Raw genomic sequence first — 23016 nt, 5'->3', positions numbered from 1 at the left:
ACGGCGTGGCATTGCAGCTCGGAGCCATCGTTGACGCCCTTGGGGGCGAGCTCCACGGCGACGCTGCGCTGCCCATCGAGCGGCTTGCGCCGCTCCAGAATGCACAGCCCGATGCGCTCAGCTTCCTGAGCCATCCCAAGTACCAGCAGGAATTGGCAGCCTGCAAGGCCGCCTGCGTGATCGTTTCGCCCGCGATGCGCGAGGCGGCGGCCGCGCGCGGTGCATTCATCGTCGCCTCCGACCCGTATCTCTATTTCGCTCGCCTGACCCAACTCTGGAAGGCGCACCATGCGCGTCCGGAGGCCGATCGCATCCATCCTTCCGCGGTCATTCATCCCGAAGCCCATGTGGATGCCACCGCGCGCATCGGCGCCTTGTGCGTGGTGGAGCGGGGCGCGCAGGTCGGTGCCGGCACGGTCCTCAAGTCGCGCGTGACGATCAGCGAAGACTGCATCGTCGGCGAGCGCTGCCTGCTGCATCCGGGCGTGGTGATCGGTGCCGACGGCTTCGGCCTGGCACCGCACGAAGGTGCCTGGGTCAAGATCGAGCAGCTGGGTGCGGTGCGCATCGGCAACGATGTCGAAATCGGCGCCAACACCTGCATCGACCGCGGCGCGCTCGACGACACCGTCATCGAAGACGGCGTCAAGCTCGACAACCTCATTCAGATCGGCCACAACGTGCGCGTGGGCAAGCACACCGCCATGGCGGGCTGCGTCGGCGTGGCCGGCAGCGCCACCATCGGCGCGCACTGCACCTTCGGCGGCGGCGCCATCGTTCTGGGCCATCTCACGGTGGCCGATGGCGTTCACGTGTCCGCCGCCACGGTGGTCACGCGCTCCATTCGCAAGCCCGGCCAATACACCGGCATGTTCCCCATCGACGACAATGCGAGCTGGGAAAAAAATGCTGCAACGCTCAAGCAGTTGCACAGCCTGCGCGAAAGACTCAAGGCGCTGGAAAAGGCCCCCCAGAAAAAGTGAAGACGATGCAGGAACAGAAAATCATGACGACGACGCTCGATATCCATCAAATCCTCAAGCTGCTGCCCCACCGTTACCCGTTCCTGCTGGTGGACCGCGTGCTGGACATGGAAAAGGGCAAGCGCATCACGGCGCTCAAGAACGTGACCATGAACGAGCCGTTCTTCAACGGCCACTTTCCTCACCGTCCGGTCATGCCGGGCGTGCTGATGCTCGAAGCCATGGCGCAGGCGGCGGCGCTGCTGTCGTTCCATTCGCTCGACATCGTGCCCGACGACAACACGGTCTATTACTTTGCGGCCATCGATGGCGCGCGCTTCAAGCGCCCCGTGGAACCTGGCGACCAGCTCACGCTCGAAGTCGAAATCGAGCGCATGAAGGCCGGCATTTCGAAGTTCAAGGGCCGCGCCCTGGTCGGCAGCGAACTCGCCTGCGAGGCCACGCTGATGTGCGCCATGCGCCAGATCAACTGATCTTGCGGCAGTTACGACAAGGCATGACGCAGGTTCATTCGACAGCGCTGATCGATCCGAAGGCGGAACTCGACGCCTCGGTTTCGGTCGGGCCCTACACCCTCATCGGCCCGCATGTGCGGGTGGGCGCCGGCACGACCATCGGCGCGCATTGCGTGATCGAGGGCCGCACCACCATCGGCCGCGACAACCGGATTTTCCAGTTTTCTTCGCTCGGCGCGATCCCGCAGGACAAGAAATACGCCGGTGAGCCGACCGAACTGGTCATCGGCGACCGCAACGTCATCCGCGAGTTCTGCACCTTCAACCTCGGCGTGCCGGGCGCGGGCGGCATCACGCGCGTGGGCAACGACAACTGGATCATGGCGTACACGCACATCGCGCACGACTGCCGTGTCGATGACCACACCACCCTGGCCAACAACACCACGCTCGCCGGCCACGTGCATCTGGCCGACTGGGTCACGGTCGGCGGGTTGACCGGCATTCACCAGTTCGTGTCGGTCGGCGCCCACGCCATGGTCGGCTTCGCCAGCGCCGTGTCGCAGGACGTGCCCCCCTTCATGCTGGTCGACGGCAACCCGTTGGCGGTGCGCGGCTTCAACGTCGTGGGTCTGCGCCGCCGCGATTTCTCGGTGCCTCGGCTTGCCGCGGTGAAGCAGATGCATCGCCTGCTGTACCGGCAGGGCAAGACGCTCGAAGAGGCGCGTGCCGGCATCGCCGCGCTGGCGTCCGAGACACCCGAGGCGGCCGAGGACGTGGCGCTGATGGAGCGCTTCCTGGCCAGTTCAACGCGCGGCATCGCGCGTTGAAATAACCATCGCCATGGGCAAGGACGAACAGCGACGCTTCGCGCTGGTCGCGGGAGAAGCTTCCGGCGACCTGCTGGCGGGCCTTCTTCTCGACGGTCTGCAGGCGCGCTGGCCGTCGCTCCAGACCGTGGGCATCGGCGGTCCCCGGATGCTCGCACACGGCCTTCAGAGCTGGTGGCCACAAGAAAAGCTCGCGGTGCGCGGCTATATCGAGGTGCTGCGCCACTACGCCGAAATTGCCGGCATCCGCCGCCAGCTCAAGGCGCGGCTGCTGCGCGAATGGCCCGAGCTCTTCATCGGCGTGGACGCGCCCGATTTCAACCTCGATCTCGAGGCCGGCTTGCGCAGCCGCGGCATGAAGACGGTGCACTTCGTCTGTCCTTCGATCTGGGCCTGGCGTGCCGACCGCGTCGAAAAGATCCGCGCCGCGGCCGACCACGTGTTGTGCATTTTTCCGTTCGAACCCGCACTGCTGGCGGAACACGGCGTGCAGGGCAGCTATGTCGGCCATCCGCTGGCCAATGTGATCCCCATGGCGCCCGACCGCAACGCCGCCCGCGCGGCCTTGGGGCTGGCGCCGGATGCACAGGTCGTCGCCTTGCTGCCTGGCAGCCGCCGTTCGGAGGTGCGTTATCTGGCCGCCCGGTTCTTCGCCGCCGCGGCGCAGATGCTGAAGACAAGGCCCACGCTTCAGTTCGTCGCGCCCATCCTGCCGAGCCTGAGGGTGGAGGTCGAGGCCCTGCTGCAGGCCAGCGGCGCGGCGGGGCGCGTGAAGTTGCTCGACGGCCAGTCGCACGTCGCGCTGGCGGCCTGCGACGTGACGCTGATCGCCAGCGGCACCGCCACGCTCGAAGCGGCGCTTTTCAAGCGGCCGATGGTCATCGCGTACAACATGAACGCGCTGTCGTGGCGCCTCATGCAGCGCAAGCAGCTCCAGCCCTGGGTCGGTTTGCCCAACATCCTGTCGCGCGAGTTCGTGGTGCCCGAACTGTTGCAGGAAGCGGCCACGCCGGAGGCGCTGGCCCACGCCACGCTGGAGTGGCTGGACGCGCCCGAGAAAACGCAGGCGCTGCAACAAAAATTTTCAGAGCTGCACGTGCAACTGCAGCGCGATACGCCGACACTTTGCGCCGATGCGATCCAGAAAGTTCTTGAAGGCTGAGCAGGCGGCCCTCGTGTGGGACGCGCCGGGCCTCGTCGCGGGCGTCGACGAAGCAGGCCGCGGCCCGCTGGCCGGCCCGGTAGTGGCCGCGGCCGTCATCCTGGACGACCAGCGCCCTATCCGCGGCCTGGCCGATTCCAAGACATTGACGGCGCTTCAGCGCGAACGCCTGCACGACCAGATTCTGGCCAAGGCGCTGTGCTGCTCAGTGGCGCAGGCCAGCGTCGAGGAAATCGACACCCACAACATCCTGCAGGCCACGATGCTCGCCATGCGCCGCGCGGTGGAGGGCCTGCGCCTGAAGCCTGCCAAGGTGCTGGTCGACGGCAACCGCCTGCCGACACTCGATGTGCTGGCCGAGGCCATCGTCAAGGGTGACGCGCGGGTCAAGGCCATCTCGGCCGCGTCGATCCTGGCGAAGGTCCATCGTGATCGCCTGTGCGAGCAACTGCACGTCGAGTTTCCGCACTACGGTTTTGCCGGCCACAAGGGGTACGGTACGCCGGAGCATCTCGAAGCGCTGCTGCGCCACGGTGCGTGCGTTCATCACCGGCGGTCGTTCAGCCCGGTGGCGGCGGCCCTGGCGCGTGCAGCCGGCGAAGTCGCCATGTCGGCCGATGCCACCATGCCGCTCGCGGTGGCCGCATCGACGGTCGAGACCGTGCATCTCGACCTGCGCGCGCTCCCCTGAGATGTTCGCCGCATGACCACTCCCATCGGCGCGAGCCACATCAGCTCGCGCGACAATCCGCTGCTGAAGGATCTGCGCAAGCTGGCACAGGACCCTGGGGCCTACCGAAAGCTCGGCCGGGTGTGGCTGGAGGGTGACCATCTATGCCGAGCGGCTCTCGCCAGGGGCATCGAGCCCGCCATCGCAGTATTCTCAGAGTCGTTCTGGCCGCAATGTCCTGCCGAATGGGCGAGCGTTGCTATCAAAACGGTAGTGGTCGACGATGATCTCCTGCGCGGCACCAGCGGCCTCGAGTCGCCCGCGCCCATGGGATTCGTGCTCGACCTGCCCGAACGGCCGGTGCTGCTGCCCGATGCCCCGAGCGTCGTGCTCGACCGCCTCCAGGACGCCGGCAATGCCGGCTCCATTCTGCGCAGCGCGGCAGCTTTCGGCTTCAAGCAGGTGATCACGCTCAAGGGCACGGCCGCGCTGTGGGCGCCGAAGGTGCTGCGAGCCGGTATGGGCGCGCATTTCGGCTTGCGATTGATCGAAGGCGTGGAGGCCGACGCGCTCGACGCGTTGAAAGTGCCGCTGGTGGCCACCAGTTCGCACCGCGGCGAGTGGCTGCACCAGGCCCGTCTGCCGCACCCCTGTGCCTGGTTGATGGGCCACGAAGGGCAGGGCGTCTCGCCAGCGTTGGAGGCGCGGGCAATCCACCACATCCGCATTGCACAGCCGGGCGGCGAAGAGTCGCTGAACGTGGCGGCCGCAGCGGCCATTTGCCTGCACGCGAGCGGCGCGGCCGGGCTTGGGCAAGCCGCTTCCTGACCTTGGGCGTCCTAAAGGGCACCGCCCGCGTATGTTTTCCGGCCTTGCGAGGCAAGAGTGTGACGCCGCCGGGCTACAATCGGGGGCTTACTCGCAATAGCGTCGCCCGGCCGCCTTTAACGCCAAAATCCCCTTAAGCAGCAGTCCGCAGGCAACGCGCCTGGGGCTCCGGGCGACCGTAACCATCCGGAGAACCCAGTGCTTTTGTCTCTCAAGGGAAGTTTCCCGCCCGCCATCCTGGCGCTCGCAGACGGCACGGTCTTTCAAGGCAATTCGATCGGAGCCACCGGCTCCACGACCGGTGAAGTGGTGTTCAACACCGCCATGACCGGTTACCAGGAAATCCTCACCGACCCGAGCTACTGCCAGCAGATCGTCACCTTGACGTATCCGCATATCGGCAACTACGGCGTCAACGGGGAAGACATCGAAGCCGACAAGATCCATGCCGCGGGCCTGATCATCAAAGACCTGCCGCTCGTCGCATCCAATTTCCGCAAGACCGCGACGCTGAACGAATACCTCGTGGCCGGCAAGACGGTGGCCATTGCGAACATCGACACCCGCAAGCTCACTCGCCACCTGCGCACCCACGGCGCGCAGAACGGCTGCATCCTGGGCCTGGCCGCGGGCGAGGCTGTCACGCAGGCGCTGATCGACAAGGCCATTGCAGCGGCCAAGGCCGCGCCCAGCATGGCCGGCCTCGACCTCGCCAAGGTGGTGTCGGTCCAGCAGACCTACGAGTGGACCGAAACCGAGTGGAAGCTCGTGAATCTGAACGGCAAGCCGGGGTACGGCGTGCAGATCACGCCCAAGTTTCATGTGGTGGCCTTCGACTACGGCGTCAAGAAGAACATCCTGCGCATGATCGCGCAGCGCGGCGCGCGCATTACCGTGGTGCCGGCGCAAACGCCCGCGGCCGACGTGCTCAAGCTCAAGCCCGATGGCATCTTCCTGGCCAACGGCCCGGGCGACCCGGAGCCTTGCGACTACGCCATCAGCGCGGTCAAGGAACTGATCGAAACCGGCATCCCCACCTTCGGCATCTGCCTGGGCCACCAGATCATGGCGCTGGCCTCGGGCGCGAAGACCTTCAAGATGAAGTTCGGCCACCACGGCGCGAACCACCCGGTGAAAGACCTGGACAACGGCCGCGTGAGCATCACCAGCCAGAACCACGGCTTCGCGGTCGACGAGAAATCGCTGCCGGCCAACCTGCGCGCCACCCACATCAGCCTGTTCGACAACACGCTGCAGGGCCTGGCGCGCACCGACAAGCCGGCGTTCTGCTTCCAGGGCCACCCGGAAGCTTCGCCCGGGCCGCACGACATCGGCTACCTGTTCGACCGCTTCACCGCGCTCATGGAGCAGGCACGTGGCTGATGCACCCGCGGTGCTCGACGTCTCGGTCATCGCCGCCTTGCGCGATGCCGAGGGCAAGATCTATGTGCTGCGCGGCCTCAAAGTCATGCTGGCGCAGGACCTTGCCGCGCTCTACGGCGTCGAGACCCGGGTGTTGTTGCAGGCCATGCGCCGCAACCTCGATCGTTTTCCCGCGGATTTCGCTTTCAGCCTGGAGAACCAGGACCTCGATGATTTGAGATCACAGCTTGTGATCTCAAAACCCGAGAAGCCGGGTTCCGGCGGCGCGCGCTACCGAAGCGTGGCCTTCACCGAACAGGGCGTTGCCATGTTGTCGAGCGTGCTGCGCAGCGAACGCGCCGTGGCCGTCAACATCGAGATCATGCGTACCTTCGTCAAGCTGCGCAGCATGCTGTCGGAGCACGCCGATCTCAAGCGCAAGCTGAACGCGCTGGAACAGCGATACGACCAGAACTTTCGCGATGTATTCAACGCGATCCATCAACTGATGGATGAACCGAAGCCGGGCGCCTACAGCGGCCGCGGCATCGGTTTCACCAAGGACAAATAAGATGCCCAAGCGCTCAGACCTCCAATCCATTCTCATCATCGGCGCCGGCCCGATCATCATCGGCCAGGCCTGCGAGTTCGACTACTCCGGCGTGCAAGCCTGCAAGGCATTGCGCGAGGAGGGCTACAAGGTCATCCTGATCAACAGCAATCCCGCGACGATCATGACCGACCCGGCCACGGCCGACGTCACCTACATCGAGCCCATCACCTGGCAGACGGTCGAGAAGATCATCGCCAAGGAGCGCCCCGACGCGATCCTGCCGACCATGGGCGGCCAGACCGCGCTGAACTGCGCGCTCGACCTCTGGCGCAACGGCGTGCTCGACAAGTACACCGGCGCGGCCACCGGCAAGCCGGTCGAGCTGATCGGCGCCACGCCCGAAGCCATCGACAAGGCCGAAGACCGCCTGAAGTTCAAGGACGCGATGACCAAGATCGGTCTTGGCTCGGCGCGCTCCGGCATCGCCCACACCATGGACGAAGCCTGGGCCGTGCAGAAGACGCTCGGCTTTCCGACCGTGATCCGCCCCAGCTTCACGCTCGGCGGAACCGGCGGCGGCATCGCCTACAACCCCGACGAGTTCGAGACCATCTGCAAGCGCGGCATCGAAGCCTCGCCGACCAACGAACTGCTGATCGAAGAATCGCTGCTCGGCTGGAAAGAGTACGAGATGGAAGTCGTGCGCGACAAGGCCGACAACTGCATCATCGTCTGCTCGATCGAAAACCTCGACCCGATGGGCGTGCACACCGGCGACTCGATCACCGTGGCGCCGGCGCAGACGCTGTCCGACAAGGAATACCAGATCCTGCGCAATGCCTCGCTGGCCGTGCTGCGCGAGATCGGCGTCGATACCGGCGGCTCGAACGTTCAGTTCTCCATCAACCCGAAGGATGGCCGCATGGTCGTCATCGAGATGAACCCGCGCGTGTCGCGTTCGTCGGCGCTGGCCTCCAAGGCCACGGGCTTCCCGATCGCCAAGGTCGCGGCCAAGCTGGCCGTGGGCTACACGCTCGACGAGCTGCGCAACGAGATCACGGGCGGTGCCACGCCCGCGTCGTTCGAACCGTCGATCGACTACGTGGTCACCAAGATCCCGCGTTTCGCGTTCGAGAAATTCCCGCAGGCCGACTCGCGCCTGACGACGCAGATGAAGTCGGTGGGCGAGGTGATGGCCATGGGCCGCACCTTCCAGGAATCGTTCCAGAAGGCCCTGCGCGGCCTCGAAGTGGGCGTCGACGGCCTCAATGAGAAGACGCAGGACCGCGAAGTGCTCGAGAAGGAACTGGGCGAGCCCGGCCCTGAGCGCATCTGGTACGTGGGCGATGCCTTCGCCATGGGCCTGAGCGTCGACGAAGTGTTTGCGCTGACCAAGATCGATCCGTGGTTTCTGGTGCAGATCGAAGAGATCGTGAAGATCGAGCTCGAGCTGGAAACCAAGTCGCTGGACGACATCGACAAGGACACGCTGCTCGCGCTCAAGAAGAAGGGCTTCTCCGACCGCCGCCTGGCGCGCCAGCTGAAGACCACCGACACCGCGATCCGCGAAAAGCGCCGCGCCCTGGGCGTGCGCCCGGTCTACAAGCGCGTGGACACCTGCGCGGCCGAGTTCGCGACCAACACCGCCTACATGTACTCGACCTACGAGGACGAGTGCGAGGCCGACCCGACGGACAAGAAGAAGATCATGGTGCTCGGCGGCGGCCCGAACCGCATCGGCCAGGGCATCGAGTTCGACTACTGCTGCGTGCACGCCGCGCTCGCCATGCGCGAGGACGGCTACGAGACCATCATGGTCAACTGCAATCCCGAGACCGTGTCGACCGACTACGACACCTCCGACCGCCTGTACTTCGAGCCGCTCACCCTCGAAGACGTGCTTGAAATCGTCGACAAGGAAAAGCCGCTCGGCGTGATCGTGCAGTACGGCGGCCAGACGCCGCTCAAGCTCGCGCTCGACCTCGAAGCCAACGGCGTGCCGATCATCGGCACCTCGCCGGACATGATCGACGCGGCCGAAGACCGCGAACGCTTCCAGAAGCTGCTGCACGAGTTGGGCCTGCGCCAGCCGCCGAACGCGACCGCCCGCACCGAGCCCGAAGCGCTCGAAAAGGCCGCAGCCCTCGGTTATCCGCTGGTGGTGCGTCCGAGCTATGTGCTCGGGGGTCGCGCGATGGAAATCGTGCACGAGCAGCGCGACCTCGAACGCTACATGCGCGAAGCCGTCAAGGTGAGCAACGACTCGCCGGTGCTGCTCGACCGCTTCCTGAACGACGCCGTCGAGTGCGACGTCGATTGCATCCGCGATGCCGAAGGCGGGACGCTGATCGGTGGCGTGATGGAACACATCGAGCAGGCCGGCGTGCACTCGGGCGACTCGGCCTGTTCGCTGCCGCCCTACAGCCTGAACGCCGACACCATCGCCGAACTGAAGCGCCAGAGCGCCGCGATGGCCAAGGCGCTCAACGTGGTCGGTCTGATGAACGTGCAGTTCGCCATCCAGCAGAAGGACGGCAAGGACGTCATCTACGTGCTCGAAGTGAACCCGCGTGCGTCGCGCACCGTGCCTTACGTGAGCAAGGCGACGGGCATCCAGCTCGCCAAGGTGGCGGCACGCTGCATGGCCGGCCAGTCGCTCAAGTCGCAGGGTGTGACCAAGGAAGTGACGCCGCCTTACTTCAGCGTGAAGGAGGCCGTGTTCCCGTTCGTCAAGTTCCCGGGCGTGGACACCATCCTCGGCCCCGAGATGAAGTCGACCGGCGAAGTGATGGGCGTGGGCAAGACCTTCGGCGAAGCATTCGTGAAGTCGCAGCTGGGCGCGGGCACGCACCTGCCGAAGTCGGGCAAGGTCTTCATTTCGGTGAAGAACAACGACAAGGCGCGCGCCGTGGAAGTGGCGCGCGGCCTGGTCAAGCTCGGCTTCGAGATCGTCGCGACCAAGGGCACGGCGGCTGCCATCGGCGCCGCGGGCATCGAATGCGCAACGGTGAACAAGGTGACCGAAGGCCGTCCGCACATCGTGGACATGATCAAGAACAACGAGATTGCGCTGGTCATCAACACGGTGGAAGAGCGCCGCAACGCGATCACCGATTCGCGCCAGATCCGCACCTCGGCGCTGCTGGCGCGCGTGACCACCTTCACCACGATCTTCGGCGCTGAAGCCGCGGTCGAGGGCATGGGCTTCATGGACGAGCTCGGCGTCATCTCGGTGCAGGAGATGCACGCGCAGCTGGCTGCCGTGGCCTGAGCCGAGCCTGAGTGCCATGGAAACCCAGCTCGTCGAACTGGACCTCCGCGACTGGAGCGCGGCCACGCCCAATGAGGCGTGGATCGCGGCGCTGGAGTCCGGCAAGGTGCTGTACTTTCCGCGCCTGGGCTTCGAGCTGCTGGCTGAAGAGCGCAGCCTGCTGACGCCCAGCCTGCTGTCGCCCGACGTGCGCAACATCAGCCTCGACGCCCACGGCAAGCTCAAGGGCGCGGTCGGCGACGAGGCAGTGCAGCGCACGGCAGCGGCGATGGTGGGGCGATTCCGGGCGCAGGCGCAGCAGCTCATCCATGGGCTATTGCCGCACTACACGCCGGCCTTGCGGCTCGCGCCGACCAGCTACCGGCCGGCTCAGGTCGAGACGCGCGTGCAGTCGTGGCGCGCCGACGACCGGCGGCTGCACGTGGATGCATTTCCGTCGCGGCCCAACTACGGCGAGCGCATCCTGCGTGTGTTCACCAACGTGAATCCCGATGGCGCGCCGCGCGTGTGGCGCGTGGGCGAGCCCTTCGAGGACGTCGCCAAACGCTTTCTTCCGCGCGCCAAGCCTTATGTGCGCTGGCAGGCCAAGCTGCTGCAGGCACTGCACGTCACCAAGTCGTTCCGCAGCGAGTACGACCACCTGATGCTTCAGCTGCACGACGGCATGAAGTCGGACATGGCGTACCAGGAAAATTCGCCACAGGAAACTGCCAAGTTCCCGCCCGGCTCGGTGTGGGTGTGCTTCTCCGACCAGACCTCGCATGCCGTGATGGCGGGCCAGTACATGCTCGAGCAGACCCTTCATCTGGACGCGTCGAAGCAATACAATCCGGATTCGAGCCCGCTCGCCATCCTGAGCCGGCTGACCGGACGCACACTCGTCTGATCCTGTCCCCTATCGACCGCCGAACGGCAGCGTTCGGCGGTTTCGCTTTATGGAGAACCCAACATGGCCACCATTCCAATCACCAAGCGCGGTGCCGAAAAACTGCGCGCTGAACTGCATCAACTCAAGACCGTGGACCGCCCCTGGGTCATCAACGCGATTTCCGAAGCCCGCGCGCAGGGCGACCTGAGCGAGAACGCCGAGTACGAGGTCGCCAAGGACCGCCAGGGCTTCATCGAAGGCCGCATCCAGGAAGTCGAGGGCAAGCTCTCGGCCGCACAGATCATCGACCCGAGCGAGCTCGATGCGGGCGGCAAGATCGTGTTCGGCTCCACGGTGGAGCTCGAGGAAGAAGAGTCGGGTGAGGCCGTGAAGTACCAGATCGTCGGCGAAGACGAGGCCGACCTGAAGCTGGGCCTGATCAACATCTCCAGCCCGATCGCACGCGCGCTGATCGGCAAGGAAGAGGGCGACACCGCCGAGGTGCAGGCGCCGGGCGGCCTCAAGCGCTATGAGATCGTCGCGGTCCGCTACATCTGATCAGATCTGATCTGCCGCCGATGAAAGACCGCCTCGCGCTGCTGCTGGCCGCCTTCTGGTGGGGCAGTCTCACGACGATCGGTTTCGTGGTCGTGCCGATGCTTTTCGCAAGGCTCGGCAACCCCGCCGTGGCGGGCAATTTCGCGGGCCAGCTGTTCGAGGCGCAAAGCTGGATTGCCATCGGCTGCGGCCTGCTGCTGCTGGTTCACTTCAGGACGAAGATGGACGACCGCATCGACAACGCCTCGATGACCGCCATCTTCCTGATACTCGGGGCGTTGCTGCTGGCGTTGCTCCAGCAATATGCCGTGGCGCCGCGGATTCTTGCGCGTGACAACCTGAAGCTGTGGCACGCCGCGGGAAGCGGCATGTACCTGGTTCAGTGGCTGTGCGCGGGTGTGCTGCTGTGGCGCATGGGCGCCAAGGCCCCGACCGCAAGCTAAGTCCGGACGACAGCGGCGGAAGGCGGGACCTGCCGCAGCCGCTGCCCGGTCACTTCATTCTTTCCAGAACTTCGAAATCCAGCGCGCCGGCCGGATAAAGCGGAAAGCCCGGTTGCGCCGGCCCGCCAGTGCGTCGGGCGGATTGCATTCGCCATGGAACACCACGATGCGCGCGCCTTCCGGCACGAACGGCTCGTCCCAGTAGTTGGCGGGCCAAGCGGGAATGCCGTGGTACTTGAAGCTCGGGCACCAGGCTGTGGGCCAATAGCCCAGCTTGCCTTGCTTGTGCATCATCGCGGACAGGTAGGTCTGCTCGTTGCGGTACTCGGCTTGCACCTTGTCCATGTTGTCGCGGAAATGCGCCAGCACGTCGGCATGGGCACCCAGCTCGAAGCGGTAGACCGACGAGTTCCCCGTGATCCGCTGGCGCCGCCAGGGGCGCGCGTAGTCGTGAATGATCAGGAATTCGCCGGGGCACTCGAAGAATGCGTCGAGGCTGCCTACGATGACCACGTCGACGTCCAGGAACAGGGCCGTGCCGCGGAGGCCGTGCAAGTCTTTTTCGAAAGTGGTGAGCTTCTTCCACGCGCCATCGCGCTGGCCGGGCGCCAGCTGCAGGTTGAGCGGCGGAATCGGCAGGCACGCGACTTCGGGGCGGATGCCGGTGCCGTCGTCCGTCAGGCACACGAACTTGAAGTCGCCGCTGAGGTTGCGGCGCACCATCGCGTAGAGGCGGTTGACGTATTCGGGCCCGTACTTGGTGCCCCACTTCATGCAGAGGATATGGCGCTGGGCGCCTTGCGCTGCCGCCAAGCTCAGTCTGCCTGGTTGCGCTTCTTGGCCGACAGCGGCCGCTTCGCCTTGGCGCGCTTGATGGTGCCACCGGGGGTGAGCCGCTGGTTGCCGAGCACGCGCAGGGTCTTGATCTCGGGGCGCTGGCCGCCGCGTTTGCTGTACTTCAGGATCTTGACGTCGCGCGGGCCGGGCATGCGGTCTTCATCGACCACGCGCTCTTTCTCGGGCTTGGGGCGCCACAGCACGAGCAGCTTGCCGATGTGCTGGATGGGCGCCGCATCGAGCTCGTCGGCGAGCTCTTGCAGCATGGCATCGCGCGCCAGTCGGTCGTCGGAGAAGACGCGGATCTTGATCAGCCCGTGGGCCTTGAGCGCCGCGTCGGCCTCTTTTTTAACGGCAGGGGTCAGCCCGTCTCCACCGACCATGACGATCGGATCCAGGTGGTGAGCTTCGGCGCGGTGCACCTTGCGCTCGGCAAGGGTAAGTTGAATGGCGGGCATCCCCGTATTATCGAGGGTAGAAAGCAACCTCTCGAACCGCCGGGCCGCTTCCAAGGCGAATACTGCAGCGCGAAGCCCGAGAGGCGACCCATGAGCACCAAGGCAAAAAGCAAAAAAGTCAACAAGGCGTGGTTGCACGACCATATCAACGACCCGTACGTGAAACTCGCCACGCGCGAGGGTTACCGCGCCCGCGCCGCCTACAAGCTCAAGGAAATCGACGAATCGCTCGGCCTGGTCAGGCCCGGCCAGCTGGTGGTCGACCTCGGCTCCACGCCCGGCGCCTGGAGCCAGTACCTGCGGCGGCGGATGTCGCCCGACGGCGCCGCGGCAGGTGCGCTGAACGGCACCATCATCGCGCTCGACATGCTGCCGATGGAGCCGATCGAGGGCGTGACCTTCCTGCAGGGGGATTTTCGCGAGCCGGAACTGCTGGAGCAGGTGCTGGGCGTGATGGCGGGCCGGAAAGCCGACCTGGTGGTTTCCGACATGGCGCCCAACCTGTCAGGCATCCATTCGGCCGATGCGGCCCGCGTGGCGCACCTGATCGAGCTTGCAATCGACTTCGCCCAGCACCATCTGAAGCCCGAAGGGGCGCTGGTGGCCAAGCTTTTCCATGGCAGCGGCTATGACGAGCTGGTGAAGCTCTTCAAGGCCAACTTCCGTACCGTGAAGCCGTTCAAACCGAAGGCATCGCGCGACAAGTCGTCCGAAACCTTTCTGGTCGGCATGGGTCTGAAGGCCCAGGAAACGCTTTGATACCTTGAGGCTGCAGCCCTGAAAAGGGTGTCGATGAGGCGCAAACCCTTGTCAAGCTATGGCTGCTTTAGGGAAATGCCCGCTTTTCGCAGCTTGAAAAGCCTAAAATGGGGCGCAATTGCGTATCCATAGCGCGTTCTTTTCACAATCTTGTCACGCGCTTTCGACTGGAGCTTCGTTTGAACAATCAGTGGTTTTCCAAAGTTGCCGTATGGCTCGTCATTGCCATGGTGTTGTTCACTGTGTTCAAGCAGTTCGACACCCGCGGCGGCGTTGGCTCGGGGACGGTGAGTTATTCGGAGTTCCTGGATCAGGTTCGAAACAACCAGATCAAGAGCGCCGTCATTCCTGAAGGCGCCGGCGGCGGAGAAATCGTCGCCGTCACCAACGACGATCGCAAGATCCGCACGACCGCCACGGTGCTCGACCGCGGCCTGGTGGGCGACCTGATCGACCACAACGTCAAGTTCGACGTCAAGCCGCGCGAAGAGGGCTCGCTCCTCATGACGCTGCTGGTGAGCTGGGGGCCCATGCTGCTGCTGATCGGCGTCTGGGTCTACTTCATGCGGCAGATGCAGGGCGGCGGCAAGGGCGGCGCGTTCAGCTTCGGCAAGAGCAAGGCCCGCATGATGGACGAGAACAACAACACGGTCACTTTCGCCGACGTCGCGGGTTGCGACGAAGCCAAGGAAGAAGTCCGTGAAGTGGTCGACTTCCTCAAAGACCCGCAGCGCTTCCAGAAACTCGGCGGCCGCATTCCGCGCGGCCTGCTGCTGGTCGGCCCTCCGGGTACAGGCAAGACCTTGCTGGCCAAGTCGATCGCCGGCGAAGCCAAGGTTCCGTTCTTCTCGATCTCGGGTTCCGACTTCGTCGAAATGTTCGTCGGCGTCGGCGCTGCCCGTGTCCGCGACATGTTCGAGAACGCCAAGAAGAACGCTCCCTGCATCATCTTCATCGACGAAATCGATGCGGTGGGCCGCCAGCGCGGTGCCGGCCTTGGTGGCGGCAATGACGAGCGCGAGCAAACCCTGAACCAGATGCTGGTCGAGATGGACGGCTTCGAAACCAACCTGGGCGTGATCGTGGTGGCCGCCACCAACCGCCCGGACATCCTGGACGCCGCGCTGCTGCGCCCGGGCCGTTTCGACCGCCAGGTGTATGTCACGCTGCCCGACATTCGCGGCCGCGAGCAGATCCTCGGCGTTCACATGCGCAAGGTGCCGCTCGGCCAGGACGTGAACCCGAGCGTCATCGCGCGCGGCACGCCCGGCATGTCCGGCGCCGACCTGGCCAATCTCTGCAACGAAGCTGCCCTGATGGCCGCACGACGCAATGCGCGCGTGGTCGAGATGCAGGACTTCGAGAAGGCCAAGGACAAGATCTTCATGGGCCCCGAGCGCAAGAGCATGGTCATGCCCGAGGAAGAGCGCCGCAACACGGCCTACCACGAGTCCGGCCACGCGCTCATCGGCAAGCTGCTGCCCAAGTGCGACCCGGTCCACAAGGTCACCATCATTCCGCGCGGCCGCGCCCTCGGCGTGACCATGAGCCTGCCGGCACAAGACCGCTACAGCTACGACCGCGAATACATGCTGAACCAGATCAGCATGCTGTTTGGTGGCCGCATCGCCGAAGAAGTGTTCATGCACCAGATGACCACCGGCGCGAGCAACGACTTCGAGCGTGCGACGTCCATCGCCCGGGACATGGTCACGCGCTACGGCATGACCGATGCATTGGGCCCGATGGTCTATGCCGAGAACGAAGGCGAAGTGTTCCTTGGCCGCTCGGTCACCAAGACCACGAACATGAGCGAGCAGACCATGGAAAAGGTCGACGCCGAAGTGCGCCGCATCATCGACGAGCAGTACGCCCTGGCGCGCCGCCTCATCGAAGAAAACAGCGACAAGATGCACACCATGGCCAAGGCCTTGCTCGAGTGGGAAACCATCGACAGCGAACAGCTCGACGACATCATGGCTGGCCGCGCACCGCGTCCGCCCAAGGACTGGACGCCGCGCATTCCGCCGTCGGGCAGCGGTGGCAGCGGCGGTACGCCGGCTGTCAATCCGGATCCGGCACCGACAGCTGCCTGAAGTGCATCCGGCTTCACAAAACAACGGGGCCTCTGGCCCCGTTTTTCATAGCGGAGGTGCCGCATGACGGCAGCTTCGTTGACTTGGCAGACGGCACGATTCGCCATCGATCTCGCGCAGCCGCGCGTGATGGGCATCGTCAATGTCACCCCCGATTCCTTTTCCGACGGCGGGGCGCATGCCTCGACCGCGGCCGCCCTGCAGCATTGCGAGCAGTTGCTGAAGGAGGGCGCCGACATCCTCGACATCGGCGGCGAATCGACCCGGCCTGGTAGCCCGGCCGTTCCGCTCGATGCCGAACTGGCGCGCGTGCTGCCGGTGGTCCGAGAGGCCGTCAAGCTGAACGTGCCGATTTCCGTCGACACCTACAAGCCGGAAGTCATGCGCGCCGTGCTCGACCTGGGCGCCGACATCGTCAACGACGTCTGGGCGCTGCGGCGGCCTGGCGCGCGCGAGGCGGTGGCCGCACACCCCTCATGCGGCATTTGCCTGATGCACATGCACCGGGATCCGCAAACCATGCAGGCCGCGCCAATGCAGGGCGACGTGATCCCCGATGTGCTGTCGTTCTGGGCCGAGCAGCTGGCACAACTCCGCGCGCTGAAGGTCGATCCGTCGCGAATCACGCTGGACCCGGGCATTGGTTTCGGCAAGACCGTGGCGCAAAATTTTGCGCTGCTCGCACGCCAGCGTGAACTGCTCGAGGCCGGCTATCCGCTGCTGCTGGGCTGGTCTCGCAAGTCGTCGATCGGCACGGTCAGTGGCATTCCGGCTGCTGCCGAACGCCTCGTGCCCAGCGTGATGGCCGCGGTGCTCGCAGTAGACCGCGGCGCGGCCATCGTGCGGGTGCACGACGTGCGCGACACCGTGGCGGCACTCGCCGTGTGGCGTGCCATGAAGGCCGAGGAACCGCATCCGGGCTCATCGACTTCATAAGATCGACAACAAGAAAAACCCCCATGACACGCAAATACTTTGGTACCGACGGCATCCGCGGCACGGTCGGCCAGTCGCCCATCACACCCGACTTCGTGCTGCGCCTCGCACATGCCGTAGGCCGCGTGCTCAAGAAGAGCCAGTCGCGCCCGACGGTGCTGATTGGCAAGGACACGCGCATTTCAGGCTACATGCTCGAATCCGCGCTGGAGTCGGGCTTCAACTCCGCCGGCGTCGACGTGGTGCTGCTGGGCCCGCTGCCCACGCCCGGCGTCGCCTACCTCACGCGCGCGCAGCGTGCGAGCCTGGGCGTGGTGATCAGCGCAAGCCACAACGCCTTTCCCGACAACGGCATCAAGTTCTTCAGCGCGCAGGGCACCAAGCTCGACGATGCCTGGGAGCTTGCCGTCGAGGCCGCACTCGAAGAGGCCCCCGTGTGGGCTGCCTCCGCCGACTTGGGCAAGGCCCGCCGCCTCAACGACGCACCCGGCCGCTACATCGAGTTCTGCAAGAGCACCTTCGCCAACGACCTGACGCTGCGCGACATGAAGCTCGTGATCGACGCGGCGCACGGCGCGGCCTACCAGGTGGCGCCTAACGTGTTCCACGAGCTGGGCGCCGATGTGGCGAGCATCGGCTGCGCACCCGACGGGCTCAACATCAACAAGGGCTTCGGCGCCACGCATCCCGAGGCGCTGGTCGCCGCGGTGACGGCGCAGAAGGCCGACTACGGCATTGCGCTCGACGGCGATGCCGACCGCCTGCAACTGGTCGATGCCAGCGGACGCCTGTTCAACGGCGACGAGCTGCTCTACCTGATGGTGGCCGAGCGCATCGCGCGCGGCGAAAAGCCCGCGGGCGTGGTCGGCACGCTGATGACCAACAAGGCCGTCGAAGTGGCGTTGCGTGGGCAGGGCATCGAGTTCGTGCGCGCCAAGGTGGGCGACCGCTATGTGCTCGAAGAACTCGACAAGCGCGGCTGGATCCTGGGCGGCGAGGGCTCGGGCCATCTGCTGGCGCTCGACCGCCACACCACTGGCGACGGCATCGTGAGCGCGCTGCAGGTGCTGCAGGCCTGCGTGCGCAGCGGCAAGACGGTGGCGCAACTGCTCGCCGACGTCACGCTGTTCCCCCAGACCCTCATCAATGTCCGCCTGACCCCGGGGCAGGACTGGAAGAGCAACAAGGCGCTGGCCGGCGAAACGCAGCGTATCGAGGCCGAGCTCGGTGACGCGGGGCGCGTGCTGATCCGCGCGAGTGGCACCGAGCCGCTGGTTCGCGTGATGGTCGAGGCGCGCGACGCGAAGCAATCCGAGTCGTGCGCGAAACGCCTCGCCGCAACCCTCGAACCCGCGCCATAGCGATGATCGACGTCGTTCTGGCGGACTATCGCAATTCGGGGCATGCAGCCGCGCTGGTTGATCTGCTCGATGCTTATGCACGCGACCCTGCCGGTGGCGGGACGCCGCTCGAAGCGGCGGTGTGTGCCGGACTGCCCGCGGCGTTGGCCGCGCGGCCGCAAGCCTTCAGCGTGTTGGCTTACGACGGTGCGCAGCCCGTCGGCCTTATCAACTGCATCGAAGGTTTTTCAACCTTCGCCTGCCAGCCGCTGGTCAATGTGCACGACGTGGTCGTGCTGGCCAGCCACCGTGGCCGGCGCGTTGCGCAGCAGATGTTCGCGCGGGTGGAGCAAGAGGCTCGCGCGCGGGGTGCCTGCAAGCTCACGCTGGAAGTGCTTTCGGGGAATGAGCCAGCGTTGCGCAGCTACGAACGCGAAGGGTTCATGAACTACCAGCTCGATCCGGCGTTCGGGCACGCCGTGTTCTTGCAGAAGAAGCTCTGAAAAAGAAGAAGGCCGAGGCGCGCTCCGTGCCGTCGGCCTTCACCCCAACCCTCTCCCGGAGGGAGAGGGGGTAATACACAGATCAGAAGCGTGTCACGGGCGCTTCGGCTTCGGTCTTGCTGGGCGCGTACTTACCCAACTCCCACTTCGCGATCGCGTTGCGGTGCACTTCGTCCGGACCGTCCGCGAAACGCAGCGTGCGCGCACCAGCGTAGGCATAGGCCAGCGGGAAGTCGTCGCACATGCCGCCGCCGCCGTGCGCCTGCATGGCCCAGTCGATCACCTGGCAGGCCATGCTCGGTGCGACCACCTTGATCATCGCGATCTCGTTTTTCGCGACCTTGTTGCCGGCCACATCCATCAGCCAGGCGGCCTTGAGCGTGAGCAGGCGCGCCATGTCGATCTTGCAGCGCGCTTCGGCGATGCGCTCCTGCGTCACGGTCTGCGAGGCGACGGTCTTGCCGAAGGCGACGCGCGAGGAGGCGCGCTTGCACATCAGCTCGAGCGCGCGCTCGGCCAGGCCGATCAGGCGCATGCAGTGATGGATGCGCCCGGGGCCAAGGCGGCCTTGCGCGATTTCGAAGCCACGGCCTTCGCCGAGCAGGATGTTGTCGACAGGCACGCGCACGTTCTCGAAATACATCTCGACGTGGCCGTGCGGCGCGTCGTCGTAGCCCATCACGTTGAGCGGGCGCACGATGCGGATGCCCTTGGCGTCAGCCGGCACGATCACCATACTCTGCTGCGAGTGGCGCGGCGCATCGGGGTCGCTCTTGCCCATGGTGATGAAGACGGCGCAGCGCGGATCGGCGGCACCCGAAATCCACCACTTGTGGCCGTTGATCACGTACTCGTCGCCCTGGCGCTCGATGCGGGTCGCGATGTTGGTGGCATCACTGGAGGCCACGTCGGGTTCGGTCATTGCGAAGGCGGAGCGAATCTGGCCTTCGAGCAGCGGCTTGAGCCAGCGTGCCTTGATGGCCTCGGAGCCATAGCGGGCGATGGTCTCCATGTTGCCGGTATCGGGCGCCGAGCAGTTGAACGCTTCCGAAGCCCATGGCACCCGGCCCATGATTTCCGCCAGCGGTGCATATTCCTGGTTCGTGAGGCCGGCGCCTTCATAGCCGGATGCGGAGGCGCTGTCGACCGGCAGGAACAGGTTCCACAGGCCCTGGGCCTTGGCCTTCTCCTTCACCTTCTCGACGGTCTTGAGCGCGGTCCAACGCTTGCCCGCGGCCGTGTTGGCTGCCAGTTCAGCTGCGTACTCGGTTTCGGCCGGGTAGATGTGCGTGTCCATGAAGGCCGTGACGCGCTTCTGCAGTTCCTTGGTCTTGGCCGAATATTCGAAATCCATGCTGTCTCCTGGTGGGTTTTTTTTGAGGGCTGGTTACGCCTTTTGGGCGAACTGCCAGGCCATGTCGGCCATCGGTCGCGCGCCGCGGGCAGAGGCCACGGCTTGCTCGCTCGACGCGGTCCCGGCCTCGACCCGCTTGGCAATGCCTTGCAGGATCGCGGCCATGCGGAACAGGTTGTAGGCCTGGTAGAAATTCCAGTCGGGCGCCAGCGCCTCGGGCGTGCTGATGCGCGTGCGCTCGCAGTAGCGCCGGATGTATTCGCTCTCGGTGGGAATGCCCAGCGCTGCAACATCCACGCCGCCGATGCCGCGGCCGGTGGTCGGGGGCATGTGCCACGACATGCAGTGGTAGCTGAAGTCTGCCAAGGGGTGGCCCAAGGTGGAGAGCTCCCAGTCGAGCACCGCAATGATCCGCGGCTCTGTGGGATGGAACATCACGTTGTCGAGGCGGTAGTCGCCATGGACGATCGACACTTTGCTTTCGTCGCGTGCGCTCGCAGGCATGTGCGCGGGCAGCCAGTCGATCAGGCGCTCCATGGGCTCGATGGGCTGAGACAGCTCGCCGGCACCATCGGTCGAGGCCTTGTACTGCTTGCTCCAGCGGCCGATCTGGCGCTCGAAATAGTTGCCGGGCTTGCCGTAGTCGGCAAGGCCGCGCTCGGCAAACTTCACGGTGTGCAGCGCGGCGATGACGCGGTTCATCTCGTCGTAATAAGCCGCGCGTTCGGTGTTGGTGAAACCGGGCAGCGATTGGTCCCAGAGGACCCGTCCCTGCATGAACTCCATGACATAGAAGGCACGGCCAATGATGGATTCATCCTCGCACAGGCAGTGCATGCGCGGCACGGGCACATCGGTGCCCTGCAAGCCGCTCATGACCTTGAACTCGCGCTCCACCGCATGCGCCGAAGGCAGCAGCTTGGCGACGGGGCCGGGCTTGGCGCGCATCACGTAGCTCTGCGTGGGCGTGACGAGCTTGTAGGTCGGGTTCGATTGCCCGCCCTTGAACATCTCGACCGTCAACGGGCCCTTGAAGCCATCGAGGTTCTTCGTGAGCCAGGCCGCCAACGCCCTCGATGTCGAAGGCATGCTGCTGCGAGACGGCGCGGGTGCCGATGAAGTTCGAGAAGTCCTGGCTCATGTCTCTGTCTCTTTTTGGTTTTCTTAGGTCTCAGCTTCGGAGACACGCATCAAGGCTGCGCGGTCCAGGACGACCAGCCCGCCCGGCTCGATCCGGATGGTGCCCTCGCGTTCCATGGTCTTGAGCTCCTGGTTGACCCGCTGGCGCGAGGCGCCGAGCAACTGCGCGAGTTCTTCCTGCGCCAACTGCAGGCCGATACGCGTCTGGCTGCCATCGTCCAGGTTGGGCACCCCGTAGCTGCGGACCAGGTGGATGAGCTGCTTCGCCAAGCGTGCGCGCAAGGGCAGGGTGTTGAGGTCTTCCACCAGCCCGAACAAGGTGCGGATGCGGCGTGCCTGCAGCCGCATCAGGGCTTCGTACAGCTCCACGTGCGCGGCCAGGATCTTCTGGAAGTCGGCCCGCGCCACGCAAAGCACCGTCGTATCGCCGTGCGCATAGGCATCGTGCGTGCGCCGGTCCCCGTCGAACATGGCCACGTCGCCGAACCAGATGCCCGGCTCCACATAGGTCAGTGTCACCTGCTTGCCCGAAACGGCCGTCGAACTGACGCGCACCGCGCCCTTGGCACAGGCGATCCAGTGATCGGGCGGATCGCCGCGGGCAGCGATCAGGTCGCCGTCCTTGTAGCGTTTGACAAAAGCGCATCGGAGAATGTCGTGCCGTAGCGATGGAGAGAGAGAAGAAAACCAGCGACCACTGTTGATCGCTTCACGTTCTTCGATGGTAAGAATGGGGTCGTCCATTGGTCTGTCCTGTCGGCGACTGAAAGGCTGAAGGGTGTCACGGGAGTGACGTCGTGCCGCTATTCGTAGTGCGGCGGCTTCTTCTCGAGAAACGCGTCGATGCCGATGCCGGCATTCGGGTGGTGGAGGTTGCGAACGAAGTGGTCTCGCTCCTGCGAAAGCTGCGTTGTGAACGTGGCGCCGCGCGCTTCGCTGAGCAGCTCCTTGATGCTGGCCAGCGAGTTCGGTGCGCGCGTATTGAGCTTGGCCGCAAGCGCCAGCGCGCTTGCAAGCGCCTGGCCGTTTTCGCTCAGTTCGTTGACCAGCCCGAGCGCATGCAGCCGCGGCGCACCGATGCGCTCGCCGGCCATCAGCCACTCGCTGGCCAGCTGGCGCGGCAACGCCTGGCCCAGGTGCCAGCTCAGGCCGCCGTCGGGCGACAGCGCCACGTTGCTGTACGAGGCCGCAAAGATCGCATCGCGCGCGGCCACGACGAAGTCGCAGGCCAGTGCCAGCGAAAAGCCGGCACCCGCGGCCGCGCCTTCGACCGCCGCAATGATCGGCTTGGGAAAGGTGCGGATGGAATCGATCCAGTTGTGCAGGCCCTCGATGCTTTCGGCTTGCACCGACGGGTCGCGCTGGCGGTTGTCGGACAGCCGCTGCAGAGAGCCGCCGGCACAGAACCATGCGCCTTCGCCCACGATGACGACGCTGCGGATTTCATCGCTGCTTTCGGCGCCGTTGAGTGCCTCGATGCCTGCGGCGTAGATCTCGGGCCCCAGTGCATTGCGCTGGGTGGGATTGGCGATCGTCAGCACCATGGTGCGTCCTTCGCTGGTGCTCTTGAGTTCGGCGGTCATCGCTGTGGTGCTTCCTTGGCGTTTGTT

Annotated in this window: 22 protein-coding genes and 1 pseudogene; 17 read left to right on the top strand and 6 right to left on the bottom strand. The window is 65.3% G+C overall.

The genetic code is table 11. The features are described 5' to 3' along the window. Positions 1-5 precede the first annotated feature (5 nt). The 12 genes from lpxD to QFZ42_RS13110 all read left to right on the top strand — a co-directional run bounded on the left by lpxD (position 6) and on the right by QFZ42_RS13110 (position 11983). Entirely contained in the window at positions 6-983 is a 978-nt protein-coding gene (gene lpxD, locus QFZ42_RS13165) for a UDP-3-O-(3-hydroxymyristoyl)glucosamine N-acyltransferase (protein ID WP_307701377.1), read from the top strand. Between the two features lie 5 nt (positions 984-988). Then, a complete protein-coding gene (gene fabZ, locus QFZ42_RS13160) occupies positions 989-1456 on the top strand; it encodes a 3-hydroxyacyl-ACP dehydratase FabZ (RefSeq protein ID WP_307701376.1) in 468 nt (155 codons plus the stop codon). A gap of 23 nt (positions 1457-1479) precedes the next feature. After that, positions 1480-2268: an acyl-ACP--UDP-N-acetylglucosamine O-acyltransferase gene (lpxA, locus tag QFZ42_RS13155; RefSeq protein ID WP_307701375.1), complete on the top strand. Its 789-nt coding sequence runs from the start codon at positions 1480-1482 to the stop codon at positions 2266-2268. Positions 2269-2281: 13 nt separating this feature from the next. Further along, the gene (gene lpxB, locus QFZ42_RS13150) at positions 2282-3430 is read left to right on the top strand and encodes a lipid-A-disaccharide synthase (RefSeq protein ID WP_307701374.1); all 1149 of its coding nucleotides are present in this window, start codon (positions 2282-2284) and stop codon (positions 3428-3430) included. Then, the gene (gene rnhB / locus QFZ42_RS13145) at positions 3402-4121 is read left to right on the top strand and encodes a ribonuclease HII (protein ID WP_307701373.1); all 720 of its coding nucleotides are present in this window, start codon (positions 3402-3404) and stop codon (positions 4119-4121) included. Before lpxB ends, rnhB begins: the two co-directional genes overlap by 29 nt. A 12-nt stretch (positions 4122-4133) precedes the next feature. After that, entirely contained in the window at positions 4134-4928 is a 795-nt protein-coding gene (locus QFZ42_RS13140; protein ID WP_307701372.1) for a TrmH family RNA methyltransferase, read from the top strand. Between the two features lie 198 nt (positions 4929-5126). Continuing rightward, positions 5127-6311 carry a glutamine-hydrolyzing carbamoyl-phosphate synthase small subunit gene (gene carA, locus QFZ42_RS13135; RefSeq protein WP_307701371.1) on the top strand — a complete coding sequence of 395 codons (1185 nt, stop codon included), beginning with the start codon at positions 5127-5129 and terminating at the stop codon, positions 6309-6311. A gap of 10 nt (positions 6312-6321) precedes the next feature. After that, a complete protein-coding gene (locus tag QFZ42_RS13130) occupies positions 6322-6861 on the top strand; it encodes an ORF6N domain-containing protein (RefSeq protein ID WP_307701370.1) in 540 nt (179 codons plus the stop codon). A 1-nt stretch (position 6862) separates the two neighbouring features. Further along, positions 6863-10114, top strand: coding sequence for a carbamoyl-phosphate synthase large subunit (gene carB, locus QFZ42_RS13125; protein WP_307701369.1), 3252 nt, complete (start codon positions 6863-6865; stop codon positions 10112-10114). Positions 10115-10130: 16 nt separating this feature from the next. Continuing rightward, positions 10131-11000 (top strand): Kdo hydroxylase family protein, encoded by an 870-nt coding sequence (locus QFZ42_RS13120; RefSeq protein WP_307701368.1) that lies wholly within the window; start codon positions 10131-10133, stop codon positions 10998-11000. Positions 11001-11063: 63 nt separating this feature from the next. Beyond that, a complete protein-coding gene (gene greA / locus QFZ42_RS13115) occupies positions 11064-11540 on the top strand; it encodes a transcription elongation factor GreA (RefSeq protein ID WP_307701367.1) in 477 nt (158 codons plus the stop codon). A 20-nt stretch (positions 11541-11560) separates the two neighbouring features. Next, positions 11561-11983 carry a DUF4149 domain-containing protein gene (locus QFZ42_RS13110; protein ID WP_307701366.1) on the top strand — a complete coding sequence of 141 codons (423 nt, stop codon included), beginning with the start codon at positions 11561-11563 and terminating at the stop codon, positions 11981-11983. Positions 11984-12037: 54 nt separating this feature from the next. Here QFZ42_RS13110 and QFZ42_RS13105 read toward each other — a convergent pair whose 3' ends face one another. Both QFZ42_RS13105 and QFZ42_RS13100 read right to left on the bottom strand, forming a co-directional pair. After that, entirely contained in the window at positions 12038-12796 is a 759-nt protein-coding gene (locus QFZ42_RS13105) for a glycosyltransferase (protein WP_373423332.1), read from the bottom strand. Between the two features lie 2 nt (positions 12797-12798). Then, the gene (locus QFZ42_RS13100; RefSeq protein WP_307701364.1) at positions 12799-13278 is read right to left on the bottom strand and encodes a YhbY family RNA-binding protein; all 480 of its coding nucleotides are present in this window, start codon (positions 13276-13278) and stop codon (positions 12799-12801) included. A 90-nt stretch (positions 13279-13368) separates the two neighbouring features. Here QFZ42_RS13100 and QFZ42_RS13095 point away from each other — a divergent pair, with 90 nt between their 5' ends. From QFZ42_RS13095 to QFZ42_RS13075, 5 genes are all read left to right on the top strand, one after another. Then, positions 13369-14037 carry an RlmE family RNA methyltransferase gene (locus QFZ42_RS13095; protein WP_307701363.1) on the top strand — a complete coding sequence of 223 codons (669 nt, stop codon included), beginning with the start codon at positions 13369-13371 and terminating at the stop codon, positions 14035-14037. 179 nt (positions 14038-14216) lie between these two features. Then, positions 14217-16133, top strand: a complete 1917-nt coding sequence (gene ftsH / locus QFZ42_RS13090) for an ATP-dependent zinc metalloprotease FtsH (RefSeq protein ID WP_307701362.1) — start codon at positions 14217-14219, stop codon at positions 16131-16133. A 78-nt stretch (positions 16134-16211) separates the two neighbouring features. Then, entirely contained in the window at positions 16212-17069 is an 858-nt protein-coding gene (gene folP / locus QFZ42_RS13085; protein WP_444875732.1) for a dihydropteroate synthase, read from the top strand. Positions 17070-17092: 23 nt separating this feature from the next. Next, a complete protein-coding gene (glmM, locus tag QFZ42_RS13080) occupies positions 17093-18430 on the top strand; it encodes a phosphoglucosamine mutase (RefSeq protein ID WP_307701360.1) in 1338 nt (445 codons plus the stop codon). A gap of 2 nt (positions 18431-18432) precedes the next feature. Next, positions 18433-18912 carry a GNAT family N-acetyltransferase gene (locus QFZ42_RS13075; RefSeq protein WP_307701359.1) on the top strand — a complete coding sequence of 160 codons (480 nt, stop codon included), beginning with the start codon at positions 18433-18435 and terminating at the stop codon, positions 18910-18912. An 82-nt stretch (positions 18913-18994) separates the two neighbouring features. Here the strand turns inward: QFZ42_RS13075 and QFZ42_RS13070 are convergent, their stop codons facing one another. The 4 genes and pseudogenes from QFZ42_RS13070 to QFZ42_RS13055 all read right to left on the bottom strand — a co-directional run bounded on the left by QFZ42_RS13070 (position 18995) and on the right by QFZ42_RS13055 (position 22989). Further along, positions 18995-20266: an acyl-CoA dehydrogenase family protein gene (locus QFZ42_RS13070; protein WP_307701358.1), complete on the bottom strand. Its 1272-nt coding sequence runs from the start codon at positions 20264-20266 to the stop codon at positions 18995-18997. 33 nt (positions 20267-20299) lie between these two features. Continuing rightward, positions 20300-21407 (bottom strand): annotated as a pseudogene (locus QFZ42_RS13065) (phosphotransferase). Positions 21408-21430: 23 nt separating this feature from the next. After that, positions 21431-22150 (bottom strand): Crp/Fnr family transcriptional regulator, encoded by a 720-nt coding sequence (locus QFZ42_RS13060; protein ID WP_307701357.1) that lies wholly within the window; start codon positions 22148-22150, stop codon positions 21431-21433. Positions 22151-22209: 59 nt separating this feature from the next. Further along, positions 22210-22989, bottom strand: coding sequence for an oxepin-CoA hydrolase, alternative type (locus tag QFZ42_RS13055; protein WP_307701356.1), 780 nt, complete (start codon positions 22987-22989; stop codon positions 22210-22212). Between the last annotated feature and the right edge of the window lie 27 nt (positions 22990-23016).

It is taken from the genome of Variovorax paradoxus, assembly GCF_030815855.1.
GTDB lineage: Bacteria > Pseudomonadota > Gammaproteobacteria > Burkholderiales > Burkholderiaceae_C > Variovorax > Variovorax paradoxus_M.
This window is presented reverse-complemented; position numbering and strand designations above follow the sequence as displayed.

Excerpts from the sequence above, each read along its gene's own strand:
- fabZ (WP_307701376.1), top strand. The coding sequence starts at position 989 with ATGCAGGAACAGAAAATCATGACGACGACGCTCGATATCCATCAAATC.
- lpxA (WP_307701375.1), top strand. The coding sequence starts at position 1,480 with ATGACGCAGGTTCATTCGACAGCGCTGATCGATCCGAAGGCGGAACTC.
- lpxB (WP_307701374.1), top strand. The coding sequence starts at position 2,282 with ATGGGCAAGGACGAACAGCGACGCTTCGCGCTGGTCGCGGGAGAAGCT.
- rnhB (WP_307701373.1), top strand. The coding sequence starts at position 3,402 with ATGCGATCCAGAAAGTTCTTGAAGGCTGAGCAGGCGGCCCTCGTGTGG.
- QFZ42_RS13140 (WP_307701372.1), top strand. The coding sequence starts at position 4,134 with ATGACCACTCCCATCGGCGCGAGCCACATCAGCTCGCGCGACAATCCG.
- carB (WP_307701369.1), top strand. The coding sequence starts at position 6,863 with ATGCCCAAGCGCTCAGACCTCCAATCCATTCTCATCATCGGCGCCGGC.
- QFZ42_RS13120 (WP_307701368.1), top strand. The coding sequence starts at position 10,131 with ATGGAAACCCAGCTCGTCGAACTGGACCTCCGCGACTGGAGCGCGGCC.
- greA (WP_307701367.1), top strand. The coding sequence starts at position 11,064 with ATGGCCACCATTCCAATCACCAAGCGCGGTGCCGAAAAACTGCGCGCT.
- QFZ42_RS13110 (WP_307701366.1), top strand. The coding sequence starts at position 11,561 with ATGAAAGACCGCCTCGCGCTGCTGCTGGCCGCCTTCTGGTGGGGCAGT.
- QFZ42_RS13100 (WP_307701364.1), bottom strand. The coding sequence starts at position 13,278 with ATGCCCGCCATTCAACTTACCCTTGCCGAGCGCAAGGTGCACCGCGCC.
- QFZ42_RS13095 (WP_307701363.1), top strand. The coding sequence starts at position 13,369 with ATGAGCACCAAGGCAAAAAGCAAAAAAGTCAACAAGGCGTGGTTGCAC.
- glmM (WP_307701360.1), top strand. The coding sequence starts at position 17,093 with ATGACACGCAAATACTTTGGTACCGACGGCATCCGCGGCACGGTCGGC.
- QFZ42_RS13075 (WP_307701359.1), top strand. The coding sequence starts at position 18,433 with ATGATCGACGTCGTTCTGGCGGACTATCGCAATTCGGGGCATGCAGCC.
- QFZ42_RS13070 (WP_307701358.1), bottom strand. The coding sequence starts at position 20,266 with ATGGATTTCGAATATTCGGCCAAGACCAAGGAACTGCAGAAGCGCGTC.
- QFZ42_RS13060 (WP_307701357.1), bottom strand. The coding sequence starts at position 22,150 with ATGGACGACCCCATTCTTACCATCGAAGAACGTGAAGCGATCAACAGT.
- QFZ42_RS13055 (WP_307701356.1), bottom strand. The coding sequence starts at position 22,989 with ATGACCGCCGAACTCAAGAGCACCAGCGAAGGACGCACCATGGTGCTG.